This is a genomic window from Acinetobacter sp. FY731, assembly GCF_059515905.1.
In genome coordinates, this window is record NZ_JCAKNB010000003.1 from 29,408 (window position 1) to 55,921 (window position 26,514).

Sequence of the window (26,514 nt, forward strand, 5' to 3'; positions counted from 1 at the left end):
TATTATGCCTAAACGTCTCTCGATTCCTGATGCTTTAGCAAATCGTGCCTTAGCTGGTAATGCGAATGCTCAATTTGAAGTTGCTGAGCTTTATATGCAAAGCGAGCATGATGATGACATTCTACTTGCTGAAGAATGGGCACTCAAAGCTGCTGAAAATGGTCAAGTAGAAGCGATGTATTGGCTAGGTGAAGGCTATACCGTATATGCAAAAGACTTAGCAGAAGAAGATCCAGAAGATTCTAAAGCACACTTTGAATTAGGCTACTACTGGCTAAGTAAAGCCAATATGCAAAAACATCCTGCTGCAACTTTAGAACTTGCAAGCTACTACCGTCGCGGTGATGTCATTGAAAAAGATGTAGAGAAGTCTATAAAGTTAGTCACTCAAGCTGCTGAATTGGGTGAAGTTCAAGCAATGCGTGATTTAGCATTTATTTATGCAAATGCTTTAGGCACAGATGCCAATGAAGAAAAAGCTGATTTCTGGACAAATAAAGCCGATGAAGCTGAACAAAAGTAATAAAAAGCCCATCCTTTAGATGGGCTTTTTATTTATATTTTATTTAAGCATTAACATCAACAATGATCACTTGCTGACAAATTCCTTCTACTTTACGTTGTTGCTCAAAAACTTGTGCAGGCATTGCATCAAAACTATCAAAGAAACAAATTTCAGATTCATTAATATCATAAACAAGTGAATGATTTCCCAAGCCTTCTAAAGTGTCGTAATACACAATGACAAATTTATTTTGTTCAAATGCTTGCTGAATATCAGCATAAGACATTGTACTTTGAATAGGTAGATTCAACTGTTCAGCTTCGACATAACTTCGCTTTTCTTGTTCTTGTAAATTTGGATCTTCATCTGTAAAAAATTGAACATTGTAGCCAAACTTTTTTAAACCTACGGCCAAACTTATTGTTGTAGAACCATATTCTGAATCGTATCCACATACATCAATAAGTTGTTGAACTTCAGCATCTATACCCAAATGTTGTAGCAACATCCATACTGCATAAATGCCACCATTCGCTTCAAGATTTGCCAATTCTTCAGGTATTTCTACTGACATGTCTTTCTCTTAAAATACAAATAATCATACAGGTAAGTTTTATTTATCGCACTTAATATCGATAACGTAAACCTAAGGAAAGTAGCGAATCTCTATTGCTACCTTCATCTACCTGCACATTTTTAAGGCTATAACTTGCGACAGCAGAAATCTTTTTTGTTAAATCCGCACTTAATGCGCTACGTGAGCGTAATACTTTTGAATCTTTTCCAAGTTCAAATGAAATGTCTTGGTTAAATCGAATATCTGGAGAAATTTTATAGCTATAAAATCCTGCCAACATTCCTGTTCCCTCATGCGTTGCTTTTTCATCTTGAGGAGCTTCCATGCGACTATATCTGTAACCACCACCCATTTCTAAAGACAAACTCGTATCATCACTTTTTAAAACATCAATACCCCATCCCACCGATGTCGTAATTTGATGATCAAAAATACTGGTTAAGTCTTTTTCAGCTGTAATTTTACCAAATCGATAAACGACATTTTCCCCTCGATGCAAAATTTTCCCTGAAACATAATAGCGCTCTATATTCTGATCAGAATTATTTCCATGTGTACTCACCACATCTGAAATGAATTCTTGCCCCCAATTCCCTGATTTTTTTTGAAATAGAATGTGCGCTGTTAAGTTGTCTTGCTTTGAACTGCCACTTTGCGAACGACTATTATTCACTAAGTAGCCTAAATCTGTTTCTAAGCGGAATTTTTTATCTACTGTAATTGCTCCAGGATCTGTTCTTTTCGGGTCTAAAACACCTGCATAAGTGCTATGTATTACAAAAAGACTTCCCACTAAAATTAATATTTTTTGCATATATTTATGCCTGCATTTAAAAAAACGCGCAAAAATATCACAGCCTTAGTGTAAAAATTAATTAAACTCACTTAAATCTACAAATGTGTAATCAACTACTGTGTAGCCTTACAAAGTTTCACAAAGATTAAAGCATGCTTTTATAACGTGTTCTGTCAAAAAATAGACTTTATAATTGTTCTTGATCAACTATTTACAAATCTAAGATTTAAGTTTTTTGATCTTTCAAAAATATAGAATATTCATTACAAGATAAAATTTAATCTTCAACAAACAAAGACTTAAGATTTAAAAACTTTAAAGCAACTCGAACTCTTGTAATAGTTCAAAAATATGTTTTGCTTTTAAATTATTTAATTTAACTCTGTCAACTTTTTGCGTACTTTGGTAAGTACTAGTCCAAATCGTCTCAAAGTTACACTCCTTTTCCATATCTGTTATTGCTTTAACGGTTTCTCCTTTCGTTCTGCAAGTACATATTATTAAATTACAACCCAACTCATCCAGCTCCATTAATCTTTCATGTAGTTCAGTATTTGGATCACCTTGTGACTCTATAGCAATTTTAATATCCTTTAGAGTGATAATTAATCTGAAGTCACCAACAACAGGAATATCAACTAAACTAAACACAGCCAAAGGAAATTTCTCTTTAAATAGCATAGCCAATCTGCGAAGAGTTTCTGTTTTCCCTTTATTGGCTGAATTCCATACAGCAACAATCGTTTTCTGACTCATATTTTTCTCAATATCATTAAAAATCAATTAATTATACTTATTAATGTAAAAAAACACACCCTTGATTACCAAATATGCACTCTCTAAAATATTACTACTAAAACTTTATTCTTAACTTTCCCATCCTCACTTTTCAAAGTACAATACCTCTCTAGTCGAGGGGTGCTGCGACGTTTCACAGGTACTAAATGTGGAATTGCTAGGCTCGACCATCGGTCAAACATTCGTTTTGATCAACAACGGCATCCGCGAACATAATGATCATTTTTTTATTTTTAATTAAGGAGATCGTGATGAACGCGGTTAATGCTTCATTTACAGATTATAAAGTTGCCGACATCTCTCTAGCTGACTACGGCCGTAAAGAAATTAAACTTGCAGAAGCTGAAATGCCAGCACTTATGGGTTTACGTAAGCGCTATGCTGCGGCTAAACCACTTGCTGGTGCCAAAATTCTTGGCTGTATTCACATGACAATTCAAACTGCTGTTTTAATTGAAACATTAGTTGAATTAGGCGCAGAAGTTCGTTGGACTTCATGCAACATTTTCTCTACTCAAGACCATGCTGCTGCTGCAATTGCTGCTGCTGGTATTCCTGTTTTTGCTTGGAAAGGCGAAACTGAAGAAGAATACATGTGGTGTTTGGAACAACAAATTAATGTAAATGGTACTCCTTGGGATGCCAACATGATTCTTGATGATGGTGGTGATTTAACACTACTTGCTCATGAAAAATACCCAGAAGTAATTGCAAAAATTCACGGTGTAACTGAAGAAACAACTACAGGTGTTCAGCGTCTGTATGAAATGTTACGTGATGGTACTTTAAAAGTACCTGCAATCAACGTAAACGATTCTGTTACTAAGTCTAAAAACGACAACAAATACGGTTGCCGTCACTCTCTAAACGATGCCATCAAACGTGGTACAGATATGCTTTTATCTGGTCGTCGTGCGCTTGTAATTGGTTACGGTGACGTAGGTAAAGGTTCTGCACAATCTCTTCGTCAAGAAGGCATGATTGTACGTGTAACTGAAGTTGATCCAATCTGTGCAATGCAAGCATGCATGGACGGTTACGAAGTTGTATCTCCATACAAAAATGGCGTTCAAACAGGTAAAAAAGAAGATGTAAACCTTGATCTTCTTCAAAACACCGACTTAATCGTAACGACTACAGGTAACTACCACGTTTGTGATTCAGCAATGCTTGATTCACTAAAAGCGGGTGCAGTTGTTTGTAACATCGGTCACTTCGATACTGAAATTGATACCAACTACTTACGTGGTTACAAGTGGGTTGAAGTTAAGCCGCAAGTTCACCAAGTGTATCGTTCAGAAAACGAAAACGAAAACGATTATTTAATCCTTTTATCTGAAGGTCGTTTGGTAAACCTTGGTAATGCAACTGGTCACCCATCACGTATCATGGATGGTTCTTTTGCCAACCAAGTATTGGGTCAAATGCACTTGTTCGCTGAGAAATTTGCTGATCTTCCTGAAGATCAAAAAGCTGCAAAAATCCGTGTAGAGCTTATTCCTAAGAAATTAGATGAAGAAGTTGCTGCTGCAATGGTTGTAGGTTTTGGCGGTGTTCTTACTCAATTAACTCAAGAACAAGCTGACTACTTAGGTGTAGCTGTTGAAGGTCCATTCAAAGCTGAAGCTTATAAATACTAAGTTTTAAGTTCCCCCTCACCCTAGTCTTCTCCCTGAGCCATATATGGTGCAAGAGAGGGTTAGGGAGAGGTCTAAATAAAAAAGTATTTATAAAAAAGGATTTGCGTATGTCTAAACAAATTCCAATCTCGTTTGAGTTCTTTCCGACTAAAACAGATGTAGGTGCAGAAAAACTTCGTGTTGTTCATCAAGAATTACAACTACTGAAGCCAGAGTTTTTTTCTGTCACTTATGGAGCAGGCGGTTCTACTCGTGAACGTACTTTAGCTGCAATTAATGACTTTAACGGCAAAGGCACACCTGTTGCCCCTCACCTTTCATGCATTGGTGATGATAAAGCTCGTATTGCAGAACTTCTTGATTTGTATAAATCTCAAGGCATTGACCGTATTGTTGCACTTCGTGGTGACTTACCATCAGGTCAAGTCGGTCTTGGCGAGTTACCTTATGCTCAAGATTTAGTTCGTTTTATTCGTGAACATTCAGGTGATCACTTCCAAATTGAAGTTGCGGCCTATCCTGAAATGCATCCTCAAGCAGATAGTTTTGATTTAGATATCAAACGCTTCTGCGAAAAAGCTAATGCAGGTGCAAACGCAGCACTTACACAATTCTTCTTTAATCCAGATGCATATTTCTACTTTGTAGATCGCATTCAAAAAGAAGGTGTAAATATTCCTGTTGCGCCAGGTATTATGCCTATTACCAATGCAAGCAACTTAATTCGCTTTGCAGATAGTACAGGTGCTGAAATTCCACGTTGGATTCGTAAGCAGCTCGCAACTTATGGTGATGATACTGCAAGTATTAAAGCTTTCGGTCATGAAGTAATTGTTAAACTGTGCGAACGTCTTATTGAAGGTGGTGCACCAAGCTTGCACTTCTACACTATGAATACAACTGATCCTACACGTCAACTTGTGAAAGACCTCGGTCTAGCATAAGCATTAAAAACTTCTTTTAAGCATTATTTTTTCATTGATAATTTAACCTTAAAAGAAGTTCTTATTTTCCAATTTTGAGAGAAACACTTTAAATGCCACGTTTTTTTATTGAAGCTGAATTAGCAGTAGATAACACCATTGAACTGACTGAAACAGTATTTCATCACTGGGTTAAAGTGTTGCGCGCTCAAGTTGGAGAACAAGCAATCTTGTTTAACGGACAAGGTGGTGAATATCTTGTTGAACTGACTGAAGTTGCAAAAAAATCAGCTTCTGTTTTTATTAAATCATTCAATGCCGACAACCGTACACCTAAATTTAAAGCCCTACTCGGTCAAGTAATGAGTAAGGGAGATCGTATGGATTATGCGATTCAAAAAGCAGTAGAATTAGGTGTTTCTCAAATTCAATTACTTACATCTGAACGCTGTGAAATGCGTTTAAAGTACGATCGCGATCAGAAAAAAATTGATCACTGGCAAGGAATTGCAATTGCAGCATGCGAACAATGCGGCTTGAATATTGTTCCTAAAATTCTTGCTCCTCTTAGCTTAGAACAATGGCTTGATAACGAGCTTCCAACAACAAAACTTGTATTAGCTCCCAATAAAGATGAAGTAAATGTTCTAAAAGATGCAACGCCTGATATCGCTCTACTTATTGGCCCTGAAGGGGGGTTGAGTGAAGCTGAAATTACACTTTCAAATACGAAAGGCTTTGTAAATTGGTGCATTGGTGAGCGTGTTTTGCGTACAGAAACAGCACCTGTTGTTGCTTTATCGATCTTAAATTTTAATTTAACTGAATATTCACATTAAATACTTTAATTAATATTGATTTTTCAATTAATTAAAACTACTCTCGTATTAGTCATTAAAAATTTTATTTATTAATTCGACATAGGAAATTAAGCTACGATACCTCGTAGTTAAATGGTTTATTTCATGGCAGAAATACAAGATTCCCCTCAGGATCAATACCTTTACACGACTCAAATATCTAATACTATTCATGCATTTAGATACTTTTTGATGAGTATTTTTGCCATTTGTTTATTTATTCATTTTATTTATAACTTTTTTTATTATTCATCATACCACTTAAATTTTTGGATGATTTTAACCGAAACATTTATCGGACTAAATTTATTCCTTTTATTTCAGTATTTTAAATCTGAACAATATTCCTTTAAAATTGCCGACTATTGGATTCACTTTGTTTGCTTTTCCACAGGCATTGCAGTTGCGTTAGGAATTTATCTTTTATATTCACATATTCCTGAACTAACCACTGAATTTCATACCATTGAAACGATAATTTTAGTCACACTTTTAGTTATTTCTTGCTTATTAATTGCGATTACTTTCTTAACTCAACGCATACGCTATTTCCTACTTTTCTTCTTTCCTATCATTATTCCCTTTACCATTTTAGAATCTTCAATTATTCTCGATGAATATCCTTTATTCTTCTTTACTACAAATTTCACGTTGATTATGCTCGTTATTTGTGCTTATGTTTCTGCACACATACAACAACATTTAATTAAATCAAGCTTTAAAAATAAACAACTTGTACAAGCCGCTGAATCTCAAGTTGAAATAACTGAACAACTAAACGAGAAACTAAATATCGAGATGAAACGCTCCCAAGAAGCCAGTCTAAAGTTGCAAAATTATTCTCAAACGCTCGAAGAAAAAATTAAAGAACGTACAATAGATTTAGAGAATATTCATCGCGACTTAAAAAACAAGCAAACCAACCTTGTGCTTGCGCATGAAATTGCGGGCTTAATTCCTTGGGATTGGAATATTACCAATCGAAAAATCACATTCACTGATAAATTAAACAGAACACATCTTAAAAACTCAGATTTACATCGCGCAAAACTTTTAAGCCTTATTCACCCTGATGATTTAAACCACTTTAAAACTGAAATGCGTTTGCATTTACGTGGTATTACAGAGCGCTTTGAAGCGACATATCGTATTAAAAGATTTGATGATAAATGGTGTTGGGTACACGATATTGGCAGTGTAATTTTACGCGACCCGAACTCTAAACTCCCTTTGCACATGGTTGGCATCCGACGTGACATTCATCAAGAACGCCAAGATCAAGAGCGTTTAAAACTCACAGCAAGTGTACTACGACAAGCGGCTGAGGGAATTGTCATTTTGGATGAAGATTTCAAATATGTTGAAATTAATCCATTTTTTGAAGATATTACAGGTTTTAATCGTGACCAAATTATTGGAAAGCATATTTTTGATATCACGGAAAATTATAAAGCAAAACAACGAAGTAGCCACAATAAAGTCATTACTGAGATTATGCAAAATGGCATTTATGATGGTGAAACTGTCGAGAAGTTTTTATCGGGTAAAAAGATTGCCATACGTTTTCATATCAATGCTGTAAAAGATGAACAAAACAGAACCATTAACTATATTTGTATTATTTCTGACTTAACTGAGCATAAACGCCAAGAACAGCGCTTATCTTATTTAGAAAACTACGACACACTCACCGATTTACCCAATCGACTGTATTATCACGAGCATCTTCATCAATATTTAATGAATCAGCAAGACTCTATTCAACATCTTGCAATTCTTCGTGTAAATATTGATAGATTCCGTCCAATTAATGAATATTTAAATAATAGCGGTGGTGATGAGCTTTTACGTCAATTTTCACAGCGTTTAAGATTAGCCACACCAGAGGCTCTCATTGTTGCTCACTTAAGCAGTGATAATTTTGCAATTGTTTATGAAGTTTCACATATTCGCCCATCAATTAAAGAGCACTGTGATCGAATTACCAAAGCACTTCACACACCTTTTATTTTAAATGGCGAAGAACACTTAATTACAATTTCTATTGGTATTGCACTCTACCCTGAACATGGTCGTCAGATTGATTATTTAAACAACTGTGCAGAGCAAGCTCTATTTGAAGCGAAACGCTTAGGTGGTAACACCATAAAATCGTACTCAACTGAAATCAGTAAATTAACCGATGATAGTGTTCAACTAGAACGTGAATTACGACATGCAATTCTCAACGATGAATTGACCGTCTACTACCAACCTAAAGTATATTTCTCAGATCATAAAATCCAAGGATTTGAAGCACTAGTTAGATGGCAACATCCAACAAAAGGTGTTATTTCACCCAATACTTTTATTCCAATTGCAGAACAAACCAGTCTTATTTCTGAAATTGGTCAAATTGTCATTACAAAAACAGCACAGCAGATTCAAATCTGGAAAAACATGGGATATGAAAATATTCGCGTGTCATTTAATGTCGCTGCACAACAACTCCATCGTGGAAACTTAATCAGTACAATTGATGGTGTGATCAGCAAATACCAAATTTCAGGTCAAAACTTAGAACTAGAGCTAACAGAATCATCGTTATTAGAAAACTCATGTGCGATGAAAACAACATTAGAAGAAATTAGAAAACGTAATATTCAAATTTCATTGGATGACTTTGGAACAGGATACTCTTCACTATCTTATTTAACAGACTTCCCAATTGATATTCTAAAAATTGATAAAAGCTTCGTGTCCAAAATTGGACAACATAAACAAGAAGCAGTCATTAGTGCTATCGTGACTATGGGTAAAGCCATGGGAATGATTATTGTTGCTGAAGGAATTGAAACCACAGATCAGCTTAATTTCTTAAATAATCTGAACTGCCATTTAGCTCAAGGTTACCTATTTTCAAAACCATTGACGAGCCATGATGCAACAGATTTTTTAAAATCAAACAGTACATCTTCCAAACATCTTTGTTAATCCGGTCATATCTATTATCTCCTCAAGAATGCATGAATTTTGAGCTTCTTTGTCTGTCCGAAAAGTTCAACTAATGATATATTCCTAAAGGAAGGCACATATCCGCTAGATGTACTAGCAATAATGTAAGAAAAGAGATAAAGATGGACGATCAATCATTAAAGCAGCAAGCTTTGTATTACCACGAATTTCCTACCCCAGGAAAAATCAGCGTTACGCCAAGTAAACAACTTATTAACCAGCATGATTTAGCACTTGCTTATTCACCTGGTGTTGCTGCACCGTGTCTAGAAATTGAAAAAGATCCATCAAAAGCAGCTTTATATACAGCTCGCGGAAACCTTGTTGCCGTTGTCAGTAACGGTACTGCAGTACTCGGTTTAGGTAATATTGGACCTTTAGCATCTAAACCTGTTATGGAAGGTAAAGGTGTTCTTTTCAAGAAATTTGCTGGCGTCGATGTTTTTGACATTGAAATTGCAGAAAATGATCCAGATAAAATTGTAGATATTGTGGCTGCATTAGAGCCTACTTTTGGTGGTATTAACCTTGAAGATATCAAGGCACCAGAGTGCTTCTACATTGAACAAAAACTACGTGAACGCATGAACATTCCTGTGTTCCATGATGACCAACACGGCACTTCAATTATTGTTGGTTCTGCATTATTAAATGCACTTCAATTAAACGGCAAAAAAATTGATGAAATCAAAATTATTGCTTCAGGTGCAGGTGCTGCTGCCCTTTCTTGCTTAAACTTACTTTGTGCACTTGGCGCGAAGAAAGAAAATATCATTGTTGCCGATTCACGTGGTTTATTGACGACTCAACGTCAAGGTCTAGATGAATCTAAGAAAGCATACGTACAAGACATCGAAGGCACTCAACTTGCCGATGTGATGGAAGGTGCAGATATGTTCCTTGGTCTGTCTGCTGCAGGTATCTTAACCAAAGAAATGGTTAAGTTAATGGCTAAAGATCCGATCATCTTCGCTCTAGCAAACCCAGATCCTGAAATTTTACCTGAACATGCACATGAAGCACGTTCTGATGTCATTATGGCAACAGGTCGTTCTGACTATCCAAACCAAGTAAACAATGCGCTTTGCTTCCCATACATCTTCCGTGGTGCACTTGATGTTGGTGCAACAACAATCAATGAAGAAATGAAGATTGCATGTGTACATGCAATTGCACGTATGGCACATGTTGAAGCAGATGCTGCATCTTATGGTGAAAAATCTGCATCATTTGGTCGTGATTATTTAATTCCACGCCCACTTGATCAACGCTTAATTCTTGAAATTGCACCTGCAATTGCTCAAGCAGCAATGGATTCTGGTGTAGCAACACGTCCAATTGAAGACTTTGCACATTATCGTCAACGCTTGTCTGAGTTTGTTTATAACTCTGCATTCATGATGAAACCTATTTTTGCTCAAGCAAAAACAGATCCTAAACGTATTGCTTATGCTGAAGGTGAAGATTTACGTGTACTTCGTGCAGTTCAAATTGCAGTAGATGAAGGCTTAGCAACACCTATTCTTGTAGGTCGTACGGCTGTTATTGAAGCAAATATTAAGAAATTAGGCTTACGTCTTGAACATGGTGTAAACATCACCATTGTTGATCAAGAAAAAAATCCTGATTATGAAAAATTTGCAGATGATTACTACACAATTATGCAACGCAAAGGTGTAACACCTGAGTATGCTCAGCGTGAAACACGTCGTCGCTCTACCCTTATTGCTGCAATGTTAGTTAAGCATGGCTTAGCTGATGGTATGTTATGTGGTACGTATTCTAGCTACGACATTCATTTAGACTTCGTTCGTAACATCATTGGCTTAAAAGAAGGTCGCAAAAACTTCTTTACGCTAAATGCGTTAATGCTTGAAGATCGTAACTTATTTATTGCAGATACTTACGTAAATACAAACCCAACTGCTGAACAACTTGCTGAAATGACTATTTTAGCAGCTGAAGAAGTACGTCGTTTTGGTATTACACCACGTATTGCTCTTCTTTCGCATTCAAGCTTCGGTTCAGATCAAAATGATCCAAGCGCACAAAAAATGCGTAAAGTATTTGAAATTTTGAGTGAAATTGCACCAGAACTTAAAGTTGAAGGTGAAATGCACGGTGATGCTGCACTTGATGAAAACATTCGTCATTTCGCATTCCCTAACTCAAGCTTCAAAGGCTCAGCAAACTTACTTATTATGCCAAACCTTGATGCTGCTAACATTTCATTTAACTTATTGAAATCGACTTCTGGCAACAACGTAACAATTGGCCCTATTCTTTTAGGTGCTGCAAAACCAGCTCATATTTTAACACCAACGGCAACAACTCGTCGTGTTGTGAATATGACTGCTTTGACTGTTGCTGAAATTCAAGAAAACGAAAAAGAAGTGCTATAAATCTGTCTGTAAAGACCGCTTTTTAGACTTGAGAAAACCTCTATTCTGTTGCATGATGGCTTCAAGAATAGAGGTTTTTTCATGCAAGTTTATTTAGTAGGCGGTGCTGTTCGAGATCATTTACTCGGTTACCCCTATCACGAAAAAGATTATGTCGTTGTTGGTGCTACGCCAGAACAACTTATTGCCTCAGGCTATCAACCCGTAGGTAAAGATTTCCCTGTTTTTTTACACCCAGAAACTAAAGACGAATATGCGCTAGCCCGTACAGAACGTAAATCTGGACATGGTTATCATGGGTTTTCATTTTATACAGATCCAAGTGTGACACTTGAGGAAGACCTAATTCGTCGAGATTTAACCATTAATGCAATTGCAATGGATGATGATGGAAAAATCTACGATCCTTATGGCGGTCAACAAGATTTAAACAATAAAATTTTACGCCATGTTTCAAATGCTTTTGTTGAAGATCCTTTACGTGTTCTTCGCATTGCGCGTTTTGCTGCACGTTATAAAGCTTTAGGGTTTAGTGTTGCGCCTGAAACATTAGCACTTATGCAGCAGCTTTCCGAATCTGGCGAATTAGAAGCTTTAACGCCTGAACGTGTATGGAAAGAAACTTCTCGTGCACTTATGGAAGATCATGCAGATGAATATTTCGAAGTTCTCCGTTCGTGTGGTGCCTTAAAGGTTTTATTCCCTGAAATAGATGCGCTTTACGGTATTCCTCAGCGTCCTGAATATCATCCTGAAATAGATTGTGGTGTTCATACTATGATGTCTTTACAACAAGCATGTAAGGCAAATTATAGTTTAGATGTACGCTTTGCCGTTTTGGTTCATGACTTAGGCAAAGCACTTACCCCTAAAGATGAATTACCACGTCATATCATGCATGAAGAGCGCGGTATTAAACCTGTTACAGAAGTATGTGATCGCTTAAAAGTATCAACAAATACCAAGCAACTTGCACTTGCTGTGTGTAAAGAGCATTTAAAATGTCATCAGGCTTTAACCTTAAAGCCTGGTACTTTATGGCGTTTGTTGCAGCGCTTAGATGTGCTACGTCGTCCTGAACGCGTGGAAGCTTTTGTTCAAGCATGTGAATGTGATTCTCGTGGTCGTTTAGGCTTAGAAAACCGTGAATACCCACAAGCTCAATATATTTTAGATGCCATTCAAGTGGTTCGTAGCATTAAAGCGCAAGATTTACCTGCCGATGTTAAAGGGCAAGAAATTGGTGAGATGTTGATTGAACGTCGTATTCATGCCATTGCTGAACTTAAACATCAATATGCGGGAAATGCATAATAAAAAGCCCCTATTGGGGCTTTTTTATTTAAATAGAGTATAAAAATAATTATTTATACTTTTCATCTATATTGACCAACCACGTCTTAAATTTAGGTTCTAACAAATACTTAAGAGAATGCATCCATGTTTTTCAATAACTGAAAATGGAGTTTAAGTTACAATCTTCATAACCAAATTCAACTCCACAATATTCACAGATATCATACGTAGGAGATTTTCCATCCTCCCCCACAGATAATATTCTTCATCATAAAAACCACATATTCGACAAGTATGTAAAATTAAACTCACGATATATTTGCAGGGAATGTAATCACTTTTTCAAGCTTCATTTGCTCCGTTGCCACCATCAATAAACGATCTACACCCAAAGCAATACCTGAACATTCAGGCATATTCGGCAATGCTGCAAGCAAATATTCATCAATTGGCATCACATGTAAACCCAGCTTCTCACGCTCTACATTATCCGCTTCAAAACGTGAACGGAGTACATCTGCATCAATAAGTTCATCATACGCATTGGCAAGCTCTAAACCTTCAATATAAAGTTCGAAACGTGCAGCAACCAATTCCCCATCTTCATCGACTTTAGTTTTTGCTAAAGATGCTAATTCAGGTGGAAAATCGGTTAAAAAAACAGGCGTATCAAAACCTAAACTTGGCTCTACAAAATGCGAGAACAATAAATCAATATATCCTAAACGGTCATCACCTAAATCTAAATTTAATCCAACACGATTACAGCAATCTTTGAGTTCTTTTAAGCTCGCTTGTAAAGGATTCAAATCTAAACGATCCATAAATGCATGCTTATAACTTAAAATGGTTGGACGAACATCACCAAAGCGTTGTTTCAAAGTCACATTTAAAAGATCGGTCACTTCAAACATTAACTCTTTTAAGCTCATATTCGGTCTATACCATTCCAACATGGTAAATTCACTATTGTGTTTACGACCATGCTCATCATCACGAAAGACTTTGCAAATTTGATAGATAGAACCTACTCCACTTGCCAATAAACGCTTCATGGCAAATTCAGGTGAAGTCTGCAAATAATGCGTTTGCTTTTTACCTTGCACATGACGCTGTGCTTGTACAGAAGCCAGATAAACATCTGTAACACCTGCTTGAGACAATATAGGCGTTTCAACCTCTAATACATCACGCTCAGCAAAAAACTGACGAATTTGTGCATACATTTTTGCACGCGCACGAATAGCGGAAATATCACAAGTCGGTTGATATTGTATGTCTAACTGACTCATGCTTTTGGTCCTCCATGTGCTGCCCATTCACGGCGTAGCGGATAAGTTTTACGTAAATGATCAAATGCTTTTTGATCTACTTTTCCATTTTTTAAACATGCACGTAGGTTTTGATCATCTCGTGAAATATCATAAATTTCAGATAAATGTTTTACCAAAACGTCTTTTAAATTTTGATTTTGGAAAAGCTGTTCACACACAGGAAGCTGCGTTTCAAACTGCTTATTTGGAATATAATTAAACTCTTGGCAAAATGCATCGTAAATCATTTGTGTACCGCGTGCTTTGCCTTCTAAGCTATAGCCTGCAATATGCGGTGTGACTAAAGTGACTAACTTTAAGAGTTCTTCTGAAATTTCAGGTTCATGTTCAAAAACATCTAAAACCACTTTTCGTTGAGTCTTTTGAATATCTTCAATTAAAGCTGCTTCTTCAACTACAGGGCCACGCGCAGAGTTAATTAAAATACTATTTGGTTTCATTTGCGCCAAAGCGGCTGAATTTATTAAATGAAAAGTTGGATGTTCACCATATTGGGTTAAAGGCACATGAATTGAAATCGCATCGGCTTGTTGTAATAAGGTATTTAAATCGACCTGATTAATCTGTTCACGTGTTTCAAATGGGTCAAATGCAATGACATTCCAACCCAATAATTTAGCCATAACAGCCAAACGCGAACCTACATTACCTAAACCAATAATACCTAAAGTAAAGTTTCCATTTGCCTGAATAAGTTCGGGTTGAAGCTTTAATAGTGCAGTAATCACATATTCTGCAACAGCTTGCGCATTACACCCTGCTGCATTTGACCACGTAATTCCTTGTTGTTCTATAAGTGGAATATCGAGGTGATCTGTACCAATGGTTGCACTGCCAACAAATTTAAGGGCTGTATTATAAATAAGGTCTTCATTCACTTGAGTGACTGAACGCACTAATAAAGCTTCTGCATCTTTCACATCTACATGTGTCAAAGTACGTCCAGCTTTGTGTTGAATATCACCAAATTCAGAAAAAAAATAGTCGGTGAATGCCAGATTTTCATCTGCAACGATTTTCATAATGCCATCCAATTGTGTCATGGCATTATGATACCGTTTGGTTGAAGCATTGACTATGAAAAGTCGCTTTCTAAGCACCTATTCATATCATAAAATATAGCTATTAATATTATTTAAGTGAAATATAACCCATCAAATAAGACAAAATTTATGTAAATTTTACGGTTATATTTTTCAAAATTACTATGGATATCATTATCTTATTTTTCACATTAATGTTATGCGTTCACTCATATAAAAAACATTAAATATAATTAAATATTTTACTGTTGCATAAAATGACAACTTCACATGTAAAAAATGATAAGAAGCACTAAAAAACCTACAAGATAATAACCAAATGCTCGAAAGGGATAAAACTTAGTAACACTCAAATCTCAAAAATTAATGTTAGGTTTTTCACATGAAATTAAATAAATTATTAGCCGTAACTTCTTTAGCATTGGCACTTCCGGTAGTTGCTATTGCAGCGCCAACAATTACCTTTCAAGGGGAAGTAACGGATCAAACCTGTAAAGCAACAATCAATGGTCAAACGGACTCTACTGTTCTACTTCCAACTGTACCAGTAACTGAGCTTTCTGCTGCTGGCATGAAAACAGGCTTAACGCCTTTTACAATTAGCATTCAAGACTGCCAGCCAGCCGCAACATCACTTGATATTTCAACTAAGTTTCTAGGTCACAATGTGACATCTAACGGAAACCTAGGTAATTTAGCAACGGCAAATCCTGCTGAAAACGTTTCCATTCAATTAACAGCAAATGCCGACGGAACAAGACCCGTTACACTTAATGGTATTACTTCTGTACCTGGCTTAGTGTTAGATGCTAATGCTACTTCTGCAACACACCAATTCGGTGCTCAATACTATGCAGAAGATACTGCAACTGCTGGTGCTGTAACAGCTGTAGCTGAATACACTCTTAGCTATAACTAAGAAAAAACTTAAATAAAACAAGTTCAATATCACAACAATTTCTCTGCTATTGCAACTATTCAATAGCAGACTTTTTCCATTTAAATTTCCTCTAATTTCACCGAGTTTACTAATGAAACTGACTTCTACATTCAAAATGTATCTTAGTGCTCTTATTTTTTTTTGTAGCGCGAGTACATCCACTTATGCAGCTGTCATCATGACTGGTACCCGTATTATTTTCCCTGCAAATCAAAATGAAAAAACAATACATCTTCAAAACAAAGACAATGTACCTAATATTGTTCAAATTTGGATAGATGAGGGAAATGAAGCCTCAACACCTGATAATACAAGTGCACCCTTTGTTGTGAACCCACAAATTTTTAAAATCCCACCAAATCAAGGTCAAATAATAAGACTAATATTCACAGGTAATAAATCAATACTCCCAGCTGATCGTGAAAGCATTTTTTATTTTAATTTTTCAGAGATTCCTGCTTCTAAAACTACAAATACAGATAAAAACAAACTAATGGTGGTTTTTAAAAATCGCTTAAAAATTTTATATCGTCCACAACGTTTGGCTATTCAATCACATGAAATTGCAAGTTTATTAAGTTACTCCATTAACAATCAATCTACAAAAATAAATGTAAAAAATAACAGCCCATATTATGCAAATATTGCTGAGCTAAGCATAAGTTTAAATGGAAAAAAAAGCGTAATACAGAAAAATACCATGGTTGCACCTTTTAGTAATGGTGAATGGAATCTTCCAGTAAAAAATGTAAATCCCTCACATGTAAAAGTAAGCATAAATCTCATTAACGATTACGGCGTAATTACAAATAATGAGCTAAAGGCTCAATCGGAGTGATGCAATGCGCGCAATTCCTTTTGTATGTACTCAGGACTTTCCTCACATACCAATAATACTCGGATTAATTACTATTTTACCTACATCAACAATTGCTAGTACTTTAGCTGATGTTATAGCTCCAATATACAAAGAATCTATGTCATCCGACAAAGCTATAACAGCACCTCAGAGAGAGACTACTCAGATAAATCAAGAAGAACATAATACAGAAAATGATTTTGTATTCGATAGCGCATTTTTTCGTGGTTCCAATATAAATCAAACAACACTTTTACGATTAAGTGAAGGTGGAGAAATTAGTGCTGGAGATTACAAAGTTGATATTTTCATTAATAATCAATTCATAGAAAAAACAAATATAAAGTTTATTGAAACCGATCATAATAAAGTTCAACCGTGTTTTAAACTTGCACAACTTGAACGTGCTTCAATCTTAGTTAAATCCTCAGATAGTCTAGATACATGTCAAACATTAGAACAAGCTATTGGCAGTGGTAGTACACAATTTAATGTATCACGCTTACGACTAGATTTAAGTATTCCACAAAGTTTAATTAAGCAAACACCCAGAGGCTATGTTCCACCTTCTCAATTAGATGATGGTGAAACTATTGGCTTTATTAATTACTATGCGAACTATTTTTATAGTAACTATGAAAATTATGGTAAGAACTTTAAACAAGATTCAACCTATTTGTCCTTAAATGGCAGCATTAACTTTGGGAAATGGCAATTTCGTCAACAATCTAGTTTAACCAACAATAACCAAGGTACTGAATGGAATAATATTCGTAGCTATTTTAAAAGACCAATTCCATCCATTCAAAGTGAGTTAAGAGCTGGACAACTAACATCTTCAGGTCGTTTTTTTTCAGGATTAAGTTTTAATGGGATTAACTTAAGTACCGATGACAGAATGCTACCAGACTCCGTGCGTGGCTATGCACCTATTGTACAAGGTATAGCAAAAACTACTGCTAAAGTGACTATTCTACAAAATGGTCGTGAACTTTATCAAACTACTGTCGCACCTGGACCATTTAAAATTGCCGACTTATATCCAACAAGTTATAACGGCGATATCGACGTTGTCGTCATGGAATCGGATGGTTCTAAATCTGAATTCAGAGTCCCCTTTTCGGCTGTACCTGAATCTGTTCGTCAGGGTGCTTTTAAATATAATTTTGACATTGGTCGTACTCGTGACATTGGTGAAGACACAAACTTTACAAACATTACAACTCAATACGGTTTAAACAATCAAATTACGCTAAACAATGGTTTTCGATTTGCCCAAGATTATCAAGCTATTATGATGGGTACAGCCTATACCAATTTTATTGGTGCTTTTGGTGCTGAAGTTACCTATTCAAGAACAAAATTTGAAAATGACAATACTTTGCAAGGTTGGATGTTTGGCGCAAATTACAGCAAAACATTTCAAGCTACAAATACAACCGTTGCCTTAGCTGGTTATAGATTTTCAACCGAGGGTTATCGTGATTTATCCGATGTCATTGCATTACGTAAATCCATAAAAGATGGTACACCATTTCAATCTGCAACGTATCAAGAACGCTCTCGTGCAACACTAACCTTAAACCAATCATTAAATCAGTTTGGCACATTATTTATTTCAGGCTCTGCATCCCAATATAGAGATGAGAAATCGAATGATTTACAGCTACAAGTAGGTTATGGAAAAACGCTCAGTAATGGCATTACTCTGAACTTCACGCTTTCTAGACAAAAAATTGCGTATCAATATTCCAATGAATATTATCCAAATAAAAACTACACACAGTTCAATCAACAAAGTAATACAACTTTGGGTTTATCCGTTAATTTTCCATTACAAAAAACAAAATCTATTCGTGACTTAACACTGAACTATACCCAAAGTGATGCTGAGAAAAATTATCAAGCTACAATACATGGTGATATCGAAAAAATTAAAGATTTAAGCTACAACATCGGTATTAATTACGATGATCAAACCAATATTAATGTTTGGACAGGTGGTCTAAATAAACGTTTTGATTATTTAAATACCTCTGTCTATGTATCAAAAGGGAATAACTACTGGCAAGGCTCCGCTAATGCTCAAGGTGCCTTAGCAATACATAGTGGTGGAGTTACTTTTGGCCCATATTTAAGTGACACTTTTGCATTAATTAAAGCCAAAGGTGCACAAGGTGCAAGTGTACTAAATGCCCAAGGAACTAAAATTAATCGCTTTGGATATGCTCTTATTCCTGCCCTAACACCTTATCGTTATAACACTATTGCTCTCAATCCTGAAGGAATGTCTGCACATACAGAGCTCACTTCTGGTGACACTAAAATCGCACCCTATGCAGGCTCAAGTGTGAAAATCAATTTTGATACTTATCAAGGATACCCAGTACTGGTTCACGGTGTATTTGAAGATGGTTCAAATATTCCTTTTGGTTCGGAAGTATTTAATGAAGATGGTGAAAATATTGGACTAGCTGGACAAAATGGACAAATCTATTTCCGTGCAAACAAACATCAAGGAAAAATTCAGGTCACTTTGAGTACTGATGAAAATGATCAATGTTTAATACATTACACCATTCCACAATCTCAGTTAGATGCACCTTTAATACGCTTAAATGAAACATGTAAGGTCGAGAAACAATAATGCGCTATTTCATAAAATTATCTATTTTACTTATCTCACTTTTTGCTGTTTCAATATCTTATGCTCGCTGTACTCGAACACAATACCTTGATGCAGGTGACAGTTACGCAGCTGCGCTAAATTTTGGCACACTAAACTTGAGTTCAGCTTATTTACAACCAATAGGCACTGTACTTGGACATATTGTTATACCAACCACTCACCGAGCTGTAGCACCAGCGACAACCATTTGGACATGTGATGAAGCAGACTTACCCAATATTTACTTTCTTGTTGCGACAAATGGTGATGAACCTTTTGGTGGTCATGTCGAAACAGGAGCCATCGATAACTTAGCTGGAGTATATGCTACATGGTGGCAATATGTAGGTTTAAAACAAGAAATGGATGGTGTTGTTTTTTCTAGATATTGGAAACGTGTTCCTATAAAAAATTATTTATTAGAGGGCGGTAAAATTAAAATCCGCCTCATGGATATTCCTCCCTTAGAAGCCACTTTATATCGTATTAGCTCACTTCCTTCTTATTCTAGAGGTTCATTTTGCAATACAATGATGATTGATCGTGGCTCATATAAAAGTGGTAAATTATCTGGAACAAATATTACGTCATCTTGCAACCAACCAAGTGGCTACATTCAACTAGGTGGTACAAGTAGTGTTTCATTCGCATGGATACCAGATAAAGAAGGTGCCGACAGTAATACTAGTTTTTATTTTTTTGCCGCTTATGGTATGGCATTTGGGCTAAATACAAGTACAAGCACACTTAGCCAAGCAGCAACTTGTGTCGCTAGAAATGCAACACCTATAGTCAACCTTCCACCAATTTCAACAGTAGAGTTACGTAATGGTTTACGCTCCGTTGCCAATTTTAATGTAGAAATTGAATGTAGTAACTCTGCTATTTCTGGCACAAATACCGATCAAGTTGCAATTGGCTTTCAGCCATCAAACAAGGCATACAATAATGCTCAAAAATTAGGTCTAATTAATGCAAATGGTTCTGTGAATTATCTAGTTGATGATAACTATGGTAGTTCACAATCTACGGAGGATGTCGGCATTCGACTTGAAAACCCAAGTACAAATACCAAAATGCATTTTCTAAACCAATATGCCATTTCTGGTGGTGGAGCAAATGCTGGTTGGTATCCTATTTTTGAAGGAAATCCATCTCAACTTGGTTCACAAAATTCTGGCTACACCAACTATATGCAACAGTACAATGCTGTATTAGAAAAACTACCTAATATAGATATGCCAAAAGCCGGAACGATAAAATCACGTGCAACAGTTGTGGTAAAAGTGCAATGAAAAAAATAATCATGTATTTACTTATAGGGCTACTGAATTGTATTACATTAAATTCTAGCCAGGCAGGTTTATTAGCATCAGCTTCACGTGTGATTTTTCATGAAAACAATAATGAAAAATCACTCATGTTAACCAATACGAATGATTATCCTATCATTAGTCAAATTTGGGTGGATGACGGATTTACAGGTCCAGAATACCCAAATGTACCTTTTGCTATAGTTCCTTCGGCATTAAAGCTTGCCCCAAAGGAAATCAAAGGCATACGTATACTATATAATGGTATGAGCTTACCCAAAGATCGCGAATCTATGTTTTGGCTTAATCTATATGAAATTCCATCTACAAAAAAAGATTCAATTCCAAATAACTATTTAACCTTAGCAATGAATACTCAACTCAAAATTTTTTATCGACCTAAAAATTTGAAAACAGAGTCTATTAATCATCTTCAAGAAAAAATTCAATATCAACTACTAAAAGATCAAGAAAAGTGGGTTTTAAAAATAAAAAATCCGAGCCCTTATTTTCTTAATTTTACAGGCTTAGATATCTCAAATGAATACTCAAAATCTAAAATTACCAATGAGCTAGATAATGCATTAGCACCTTTTTCTGAAAAATCTTATCAGTTTGAAAATAATAATTTTATTAAGCTTGAAGAAAACAGACTTCAGTACAACTTAATTGATGACTACGGTTTCGCAGTACATTTCAATGTTAATTTATAATATATTTAATTAAAAATCGTTGTTTTACCTAAATTTAACTCACGCCATTGCATTGGGCTATAACCCGTTTTAGCTTTAAATGCACGATTAAATGAAGTCTGCTCTTTGTAGCCCAGTAAATCTGCAATTTCAACAATTGTAAGACTATTACTTTGCAAATATTGTTTTGCTAACAGAATTCTAGTGTTGTTCAGCATCGTTTTAAAACATAATTGATGTTCTTTCAATGTACTTTGCAAGGCTCTAGGTGTTACATCTAAATATTCAGCCACAGTGCTAACTTTAGGACTCTGCTCGCTAATTGCCTTAATAATTGCTCTATTTACATTATCTAAAAATGACATTTTTTTTGGTAAATCTTTAATAATACTATCGGCTTGTTTTGCTAGAATATTAAATAGCATAGGATCATACGTATGCAATTGCATTTCCATAAGCTCTTTAGACAAGACCAAGGTTGTACGCTCCGCATTAAAAATTACAGGACAATTAAAATAATTTTCATATATCTTTGGCTTTTTAGGAGGTGGAATAGCAAGCTCTACACTTATAAAAATCTGATCAGAAGAAGTTTTACGCGTTAACTGTAATATCCGTTGATACATGATAGCAACTTGAAACTCCTCTGAAATTTCAGTCTCTCGTTGATAAAGCCCCACTTTATAATAGGCAGGTAACTCCCATGAAACTACAACCGTATCATCCTTAAAAAACAACTGCTTAGGCGTAAAGTCATACCATAACACAGTATAGTGTTTTGGATAACGAATATACTCAATTAAACTTTTGCATGTCGCAGCCATATATGCAGTAATACCAATATGACTAGCATTCACTTGCTTAGCAATCTCGAGCCCTATGCCTTCTTTTTTATAGCACAAATCAACATTTCTTAATTTTTTAAACCAACGATAAAGCGGAATACGCTCTTCAAAATGATAATAATGATGTACAGGAGGTTTTATATTTTCGTGAACATAAAATTCTTCTAGCAGCCGAACCATGCCACTACAAACACTCTTCGTTTTTAAAAACGATTGCATAAAAACCCAAAAAACTTCCACTGATTTTTTAATTGAATTATTAATTAATAAAAAGCTTTAAAAACACCAGAATTCAAAGCAACTTTCATAAAATGACCCAATCCATACACAAAGAACAAACTATTTATAATTTATTACAACTAAACAATATCGTTGTATTTGTTTTGTAATACTAAATAAAAGATTTTTATTTTTATTGTTTAATTATTAATATTTTTTTACCATTACTTACCTACCCACTTCATAACTCATTCAATTTTAATTCAAAAAAAACGAGGCATATTGCCTCGCTTATGACCTAAAGCGTATTATTTCCCTTCAACATCGAGGAAAATTTTAGGATCAACTGTATTACCGTATAAAGGTTTTAAAGTTTCATCGTAAATTTTCTGAATTTCACCTGTATCACGTAAATGTTTTATTTCCGTATTCAACCAATTCAATAATTCGACATTACCTTTTTTCACAGCAGGTGCAATAAAATCTTCATTACCAATTTGTGGAATACCAACAACAAAATTTGGATTTTGAGCAGCCCAAGCCAACGCATAAGTACTATCTTGTGAAATTGCATCACCTCGACCATCTTTTAGTGCGTTAAAAGCATCTGTATTTTGTTCAAATTTCAACAATTTCACTTTAGGATAATTTTTTGTGAAATAACTGTCCGAACTTGAACCTTTATTAACAATTAATGTTTTATTTTCTAAATCTGCAACAGAATTAATTGGATTTTTCTTTGGTGATGCAATCCCTAAAGATGCTTTCAAATATGGTTCTGCAAAATCTACAACCTCCTTACGCTCAGGTGTTACAGAAAAACTTGCAAACACGACATCTACTTTGTTTGACTTTAAAAACTCAACACGATTTGCCGCTTCGGTGACCACATATTCAATTTTATTTTCATCGCCTAATAAGTCTTTAGCAATATGCTTAGCAACAGCAATATCAAAACCTTGATTTTTTCCTTGGCTATCGACATAACCAAATGGAGGATTATCTGCAAAAACAGCCACACGAATCACATCATTCTTTTTAATTTGTTCGATGCTAGATGTTTGTGAATCTTGCGTGTTTTCGTTATTACCACATGCCGTTAAACCAATTGCTGAAAGCGTTAAACCTGTAGCAAAGATGAGTGATTTTTTAGATATCATTTTAATTTCCTATTCTATTAATAACTTAAAATATTTAAGAACGCCTTAGCACGTTCTGTTTCAGGCTGTTTAAAAAATACATCTGGTGATGCTTCTTCAATAATGGTGCCTTTATCCATAAAAATAATTCTGTCTGCGACCTTTTGAGCAAAACCCATTTCATGGGTCACAATTAACATTGTCATTCCTTCTTGAGCTAAACCCAAAACCACATCCAAAACCTCACGTACCATTTCAGGATCTAGTGCAGCAGTAATTTCATCCATCAACATGACTTTAGGTTGCATTACCAGTGAGCGTACAATGGCAATACGCTGTTTTTGTCCACCCGATAAATTACGTGGATAATCCAATTTTCGATCAAACAATCCAACACGTTTTAATAATGCATCAGCAAGTTTTTCCGCCTCTGCTCTTTCACGTTTTTGTGCTTTTAGTGGCCCCAATAAAATATTATCAATCACGTTCATGTGACCGAATAATTCATAGTTTTGGAAAACCATACCAATATCTTGACGTACTGCTGTCCAAGCAAGATCTTTCCCTAAAACACCGACATGTTCTAAACGTATTTCTCCAGCTTGAATATCTTCCAGACCATTTAAACAACGTAATAAAGTACTCTTACCACAGCCTGATGGACCAAGAATAACGACTACCTCACCTTGCTGAACATTCAAATTAATGCCTTTTAAAATTTGGGTATCGCCAAAGTTTTTTTTAAGATCTTTAATTTCTAATAACGACATTTTTATTCCCAAACCTTTTCTAAATAACGTGATAGTAATGACAATGGATAACAAATTAAAAAATATAAAATAAAGATCAAACCATAAATCCAAAGTGCGGCATTGGGTTCGACCAATAATGAGTTTTCAATAATTTGTTGCCCTACTTTCAAAACTTCAATTACACCAATTAGCACTGCCAATGAGCTTGTTTTTACCATACGTGTAAAGAGGTTAATCACTCCTGGGGTAATTCGCTTCAAACTTTGAGGAAATATCACATTAAATAACACTTGAGTTTGGCTTAAACCTAGAGCTAAAGCAGAATCACTCTGATGTTTATCAATAGAGCTTATGCCTGCACGAACTAAATCGCCCATTTCTGCTGTACCCCATAAAACAAAGACAAAAATACAGACCCAAAATGATGAAAACTGCCAATTAAACCAAGTTGCAAAGCCAAAATAGAAAACAAATAACAAGACGAGAATTGGAATAATTCGAAATACTTCAAGATAAATACGGCATATAATTTTGATGAAGATATTTTTGGAGCTCATGATTACACCAAAAATCGCACCAAGAACTGCTGATAAAATCACTGAAATAAATACAATTTGAACCGTTTGCCAAAGTCCTAAAAAAATACGCTCTAGGTGACTAGGCTGAAATAAATACTCAAGACCCATGACTCACCTTTTTACTTCGATATTCCAAATAGCTTGTGAATGCAGACACAGGTAATAAAATAATGAGATATGCACACACCAATAGAAATAAGGCTTCAGTTGTTTTGTAATCCATACCTATTAAGTCTTTGGTCACAAACAATAGCTCTACAATTGCAATTGCACTTAAAATTGAGCTTTCTTTAATAAGAAATAAACAGTTTGCCCCAATGGCAGGAATCGACACACTCATTGCCTGAGGGAAAGTTATATAACGAAAAATCTGTACAGGCTTTAACCCAATACTTTTAGCAGAATCAATTTGCCCTTTTGACACCGATTGTAAACCTGCACGGAATACTTCTGCCATATAACTTCCACCTAAGAAAGTCAGACCAATAATGCCACAAGCAAAACCATCAATTTTAATGCCTATTTTAGGTAAGCCGTAATACAGAAAAAATAGTTGAATCAAGAGCGGCGTATTTCTAGATAACTCTATATAAATAGTAGTGAGCGTATGAAATACAGGAATTTTATATGTTACAAATATGCTTGCAATGAGCCCAACCAAAATAGAAAGAGCAATACTAATCACTGAAATTTCAAGCGTAGTGATTGTTGCCGAATAAAATTGTGGCAACACGCTTTGTATGTAAAGCCAATCCAAAGGGAACATCTCAAAGTGAATAAGAAATATGTTTAGAAATCTAAACTTGGCTATTTTATTCGACAGCTATATCACTAAAAAACAATATAAACATATAAGCTTTTCTAAAAAAACTATTTAACAATATTTCAGAATATTAATTAATGAGAGCTTTTGTAAGCTTATTTCTCTTTAGGTAAAATTATATTTCAAGCTGTATCTATCACTTTAATAAAATTATTAAATTTCATTATTTTATAAAAATTTAAATATTTATTTTTACAAAAACCTTGTCAACTCATCAATTTTCAACCATTGAACTGAATATCTTATAAAATGCTAAAGTCTGAATAATATATGTTCACATTACTATGCTTATAGTTCAAAGTCTTATTGTGCAATATACCTAGATGAATGACCGTTCTAATGTCAAAGCTTAATCAAAAATATTTTTCTAATCTTTATTACAGGTATAAAAAAAGCCCTGATATTATCAGGGCTTTTTGAATTTGGCGGAAGCGGTGAGATTCGAACTCACGGAGGGGGTAAACCCTCGTCGGTTTTCAAGACCGGTGCATTAAACCGCTCTGCCACGCTTCCATGTG

The 26,514-nt window shown here is 35.3% G+C and carries 22 protein-coding genes and 1 tRNA gene; 12 read left to right on the forward strand and 11 right to left on the reverse strand.

Annotation, left to right across the window (positions count from 1 at the left end; translation table 11 throughout):
- Positions 1 to 4 precede the first annotated feature (4 nt).
- The gene (locus tag AC5YC8_RS04300) at positions 5 to 523 is read left to right on the forward strand and encodes a tetratricopeptide repeat protein (RefSeq protein WP_496163681.1); all 519 of its coding nucleotides are present in this window, start codon (positions 5 to 7) and stop codon (positions 521 to 523) included.
- Positions 524 to 566: 43 nt separating this feature from the next.
- Here the strand turns inward: AC5YC8_RS04300 and AC5YC8_RS04305 are convergent, their stop codons facing one another.
- From AC5YC8_RS04305 to AC5YC8_RS04315, 3 genes are all read right to left on the reverse strand, one after another.
- Entirely contained in the window at positions 567 to 1,079 is a 513-nt protein-coding gene (locus AC5YC8_RS04305; protein WP_496163682.1) for a peptidase C39, read from the reverse strand.
- A gap of 52 nt (positions 1,080 to 1,131) precedes the next feature.
- On the reverse strand, positions 1,132 to 1,896 hold the full coding sequence (locus AC5YC8_RS04310; protein ID WP_496163683.1) for a DUF481 domain-containing protein: 765 nt from the start codon (positions 1,894 to 1,896) through the stop codon (positions 1,132 to 1,134).
- Between the two features lie 297 nt (positions 1,897 to 2,193).
- Positions 2,194 to 2,634, reverse strand: coding sequence for a hypothetical protein (locus tag AC5YC8_RS04315; protein WP_496163684.1), 441 nt, complete (start codon positions 2,632 to 2,634; stop codon positions 2,194 to 2,196).
- A gap of 293 nt (positions 2,635 to 2,927) precedes the next feature.
- Here AC5YC8_RS04315 and ahcY point away from each other — a divergent pair, with 293 nt between their 5' ends.
- From ahcY to AC5YC8_RS04345, 6 genes are all read left to right on the forward strand, one after another.
- Entirely contained in the window at positions 2,928 to 4,316 is a 1,389-nt protein-coding gene (gene ahcY, locus AC5YC8_RS04320) for an adenosylhomocysteinase (RefSeq protein WP_496163685.1), read from the forward strand.
- Positions 4,317 to 4,423: 107 nt separating this feature from the next.
- Positions 4,424 to 5,260 (forward strand): methylenetetrahydrofolate reductase [NAD(P)H], encoded by an 837-nt coding sequence (gene metF, locus AC5YC8_RS04325; protein WP_496117037.1) that lies wholly within the window; start codon positions 4,424 to 4,426, stop codon positions 5,258 to 5,260.
- Between the two features lie 92 nt (positions 5,261 to 5,352).
- Positions 5,353 to 6,078 carry a 16S rRNA (uracil(1498)-N(3))-methyltransferase gene (locus tag AC5YC8_RS04330; RefSeq protein ID WP_496163686.1) on the forward strand — a complete coding sequence of 242 codons (726 nt, stop codon included), beginning with the start codon at positions 5,353 to 5,355 and terminating at the stop codon, positions 6,076 to 6,078.
- 126 nt (positions 6,079 to 6,204) lie between these two features.
- Positions 6,205 to 9,072 (forward strand): EAL domain-containing protein, encoded by a 2,868-nt coding sequence (locus AC5YC8_RS04335; protein WP_496163687.1) that lies wholly within the window; start codon positions 6,205 to 6,207, stop codon positions 9,070 to 9,072.
- Positions 9,073 to 9,215: 143 nt separating this feature from the next.
- Positions 9,216 to 11,495 (forward strand): NADP-dependent malic enzyme, encoded by a 2,280-nt coding sequence (locus AC5YC8_RS04340; RefSeq protein ID WP_496117042.1) that lies wholly within the window; start codon positions 9,216 to 9,218, stop codon positions 11,493 to 11,495.
- A gap of 81 nt (positions 11,496 to 11,576) precedes the next feature.
- On the forward strand, positions 11,577 to 12,809 hold the full coding sequence (locus AC5YC8_RS04345; protein ID WP_496163688.1) for a multifunctional CCA addition/repair protein: 1,233 nt from the start codon (positions 11,577 to 11,579) through the stop codon (positions 12,807 to 12,809).
- A gap of 290 nt (positions 12,810 to 13,099) precedes the next feature.
- Here AC5YC8_RS04345 and epmA read toward each other — a convergent pair whose 3' ends face one another.
- Both epmA and AC5YC8_RS04355 read right to left on the reverse strand, forming a co-directional pair.
- A complete protein-coding gene (epmA, locus tag AC5YC8_RS04350) occupies positions 13,100 to 14,083 on the reverse strand; it encodes an EF-P lysine aminoacylase EpmA (protein WP_496117046.1) in 984 nt (327 codons plus the stop codon).
- The gene (locus AC5YC8_RS04355) at positions 14,080 to 15,147 is read right to left on the reverse strand and encodes a 4-phosphoerythronate dehydrogenase (protein WP_496163689.1); all 1,068 of its coding nucleotides are present in this window, start codon (positions 15,145 to 15,147) and stop codon (positions 14,080 to 14,082) included. Before AC5YC8_RS04355 ends, epmA begins: the two co-directional genes overlap by 4 nt.
- A gap of 403 nt (positions 15,148 to 15,550) precedes the next feature.
- Here AC5YC8_RS04355 and AC5YC8_RS04360 point away from each other — a divergent pair, with 403 nt between their 5' ends.
- The 5 genes from AC5YC8_RS04360 (at position 15,551) to AC5YC8_RS04380 (ending at position 21,661) form a co-directional block, all read left to right on the forward strand.
- A complete protein-coding gene (locus AC5YC8_RS04360) occupies positions 15,551 to 16,087 on the forward strand; it encodes a fimbrial protein (RefSeq protein ID WP_496163690.1) in 537 nt (178 codons plus the stop codon).
- A 199-nt stretch (positions 16,088 to 16,286) separates the two neighbouring features.
- Positions 16,287 to 16,946, forward strand: a complete 660-nt coding sequence (locus AC5YC8_RS04365) for a fimbrial biogenesis chaperone (RefSeq protein WP_496163691.1) — start codon at positions 16,287 to 16,289, stop codon at positions 16,944 to 16,946.
- A gap of 4 nt (positions 16,947 to 16,950) precedes the next feature.
- Positions 16,951 to 19,614 (forward strand): fimbria/pilus outer membrane usher protein, encoded by a 2,664-nt coding sequence (locus tag AC5YC8_RS04370; protein WP_496163692.1) that lies wholly within the window; start codon positions 16,951 to 16,953, stop codon positions 19,612 to 19,614.
- Entirely contained in the window at positions 19,614 to 20,930 is a 1,317-nt protein-coding gene (locus tag AC5YC8_RS04375) for a fimbrial protein (RefSeq protein WP_496163693.1), read from the forward strand. The genes AC5YC8_RS04370 and AC5YC8_RS04375 overlap by 1 nt, the downstream gene beginning before the upstream one ends.
- Positions 20,927 to 21,661 carry a fimbrial biogenesis chaperone gene (locus AC5YC8_RS04380; protein ID WP_496117058.1) on the forward strand — a complete coding sequence of 245 codons (735 nt, stop codon included), beginning with the start codon at positions 20,927 to 20,929 and terminating at the stop codon, positions 21,659 to 21,661. Before AC5YC8_RS04375 ends, AC5YC8_RS04380 begins: the two co-directional genes overlap by 4 nt.
- A 5-nt stretch (positions 21,662 to 21,666) precedes the next feature.
- On the opposite strand, the gene AC5YC8_RS04385 is transcribed toward AC5YC8_RS04380, so the two are convergent.
- From AC5YC8_RS04385 to AC5YC8_RS04410, 6 genes are all read right to left on the reverse strand, one after another.
- On the reverse strand, positions 21,667 to 22,704 hold the full coding sequence (locus AC5YC8_RS04385) for an AraC family transcriptional regulator (RefSeq protein WP_496163694.1): 1,038 nt from the start codon (positions 22,702 to 22,704) through the stop codon (positions 21,667 to 21,669).
- A 308-nt stretch (positions 22,705 to 23,012) separates the two neighbouring features.
- Positions 23,013 to 23,864: a transporter substrate-binding domain-containing protein gene (locus AC5YC8_RS04390; protein WP_496163695.1), complete on the reverse strand. Its 852-nt coding sequence runs from the start codon at positions 23,862 to 23,864 to the stop codon at positions 23,013 to 23,015.
- A gap of 17 nt (positions 23,865 to 23,881) precedes the next feature.
- Positions 23,882 to 24,613, reverse strand: coding sequence for an amino acid ABC transporter ATP-binding protein (locus AC5YC8_RS04395; RefSeq protein WP_496163696.1), 732 nt, complete (start codon positions 24,611 to 24,613; stop codon positions 23,882 to 23,884).
- Between the two features lie 2 nt (positions 24,614 to 24,615).
- Positions 24,616 to 25,281, reverse strand: a complete 666-nt coding sequence (locus AC5YC8_RS04400; protein WP_496163697.1) for an amino acid ABC transporter permease — start codon at positions 25,279 to 25,281, stop codon at positions 24,616 to 24,618.
- The gene (locus tag AC5YC8_RS04405; RefSeq protein WP_496163698.1) at positions 25,271 to 25,930 is read right to left on the reverse strand and encodes an amino acid ABC transporter permease; all 660 of its coding nucleotides are present in this window, start codon (positions 25,928 to 25,930) and stop codon (positions 25,271 to 25,273) included. Before AC5YC8_RS04405 ends, AC5YC8_RS04400 begins: the two co-directional genes overlap by 11 nt.
- Positions 25,931 to 26,419: 489 nt before the next feature.
- Positions 26,420 to 26,509, reverse strand: a tRNA-Ser gene (locus AC5YC8_RS04410).
- Positions 26,510 to 26,514: the final 5 nt, after the last annotated feature.

What these genes read in the sequence shown, in the direction of transcription:
- AC5YC8_RS04300 (WP_496163681.1), top strand. Translation starts at nt 5, where the DNA reads ATGCCTAAACGTCTCTCGATTCCTGATGCTTTAGCAAATCGTGCCTTA.
- AC5YC8_RS04305 (WP_496163682.1), bottom strand. Translation starts at nt 1,079, where the DNA reads ATGTCAGTAGAAATACCTGAAGAATTGGCAAATCTTGAAGCGAATGGT.
- AC5YC8_RS04310 (WP_496163683.1), bottom strand. Translation starts at nt 1,896, where the DNA reads ATGCAAAAAATATTAATTTTAGTGGGAAGTCTTTTTGTAATACATAGC.
- AC5YC8_RS04315 (WP_496163684.1), bottom strand. Translation starts at nt 2,634, where the DNA reads ATGAGTCAGAAAACGATTGTTGCTGTATGGAATTCAGCCAATAAAGGG.
- ahcY (WP_496163685.1), top strand. Translation starts at nt 2,928, where the DNA reads ATGAACGCGGTTAATGCTTCATTTACAGATTATAAAGTTGCCGACATC.
- metF (WP_496117037.1), top strand. Translation starts at nt 4,424, where the DNA reads ATGTCTAAACAAATTCCAATCTCGTTTGAGTTCTTTCCGACTAAAACA.
- AC5YC8_RS04330 (WP_496163686.1), top strand. Translation starts at nt 5,353, where the DNA reads ATGCCACGTTTTTTTATTGAAGCTGAATTAGCAGTAGATAACACCATT.
- AC5YC8_RS04335 (WP_496163687.1), top strand. Translation starts at nt 6,205, where the DNA reads ATGGCAGAAATACAAGATTCCCCTCAGGATCAATACCTTTACACGACT.
- AC5YC8_RS04340 (WP_496117042.1), top strand. Translation starts at nt 9,216, where the DNA reads ATGGACGATCAATCATTAAAGCAGCAAGCTTTGTATTACCACGAATTT.
- AC5YC8_RS04345 (WP_496163688.1), top strand. Translation starts at nt 11,577, where the DNA reads ATGCAAGTTTATTTAGTAGGCGGTGCTGTTCGAGATCATTTACTCGGT.
- epmA (WP_496117046.1), bottom strand. Translation starts at nt 14,083, where the DNA reads ATGAGTCAGTTAGACATACAATATCAACCGACTTGTGATATTTCCGCT.
- AC5YC8_RS04355 (WP_496163689.1), bottom strand. Translation starts at nt 15,147, where the DNA reads ATGAAAATCGTTGCAGATGAAAATCTGGCATTCACCGACTATTTTTTT.
- AC5YC8_RS04360 (WP_496163690.1), top strand. Translation starts at nt 15,551, where the DNA reads ATGAAATTAAATAAATTATTAGCCGTAACTTCTTTAGCATTGGCACTT.
- AC5YC8_RS04365 (WP_496163691.1), top strand. Translation starts at nt 16,287, where the DNA reads ATGACTGGTACCCGTATTATTTTCCCTGCAAATCAAAATGAAAAAACA.
- AC5YC8_RS04370 (WP_496163692.1), top strand. Translation starts at nt 16,951, where the DNA reads ATGCGCGCAATTCCTTTTGTATGTACTCAGGACTTTCCTCACATACCA.
- AC5YC8_RS04375 (WP_496163693.1), top strand. Translation starts at nt 19,614, where the DNA reads ATGCGCTATTTCATAAAATTATCTATTTTACTTATCTCACTTTTTGCT.
- AC5YC8_RS04380 (WP_496117058.1), top strand. Translation starts at nt 20,927, where the DNA reads ATGAAAAAAATAATCATGTATTTACTTATAGGGCTACTGAATTGTATT.
- AC5YC8_RS04385 (WP_496163694.1), bottom strand. Translation starts at nt 22,704, where the DNA reads ATGCAATCGTTTTTAAAAACGAAGAGTGTTTGTAGTGGCATGGTTCGG.
- AC5YC8_RS04390 (WP_496163695.1), bottom strand. Translation starts at nt 23,864, where the DNA reads ATGATATCTAAAAAATCACTCATCTTTGCTACAGGTTTAACGCTTTCA.
- AC5YC8_RS04395 (WP_496163696.1), bottom strand. Translation starts at nt 24,613, where the DNA reads ATGTCGTTATTAGAAATTAAAGATCTTAAAAAAAACTTTGGCGATACC.
- AC5YC8_RS04400 (WP_496163697.1), bottom strand. Translation starts at nt 25,281, where the DNA reads ATGGGTCTTGAGTATTTATTTCAGCCTAGTCACCTAGAGCGTATTTTT.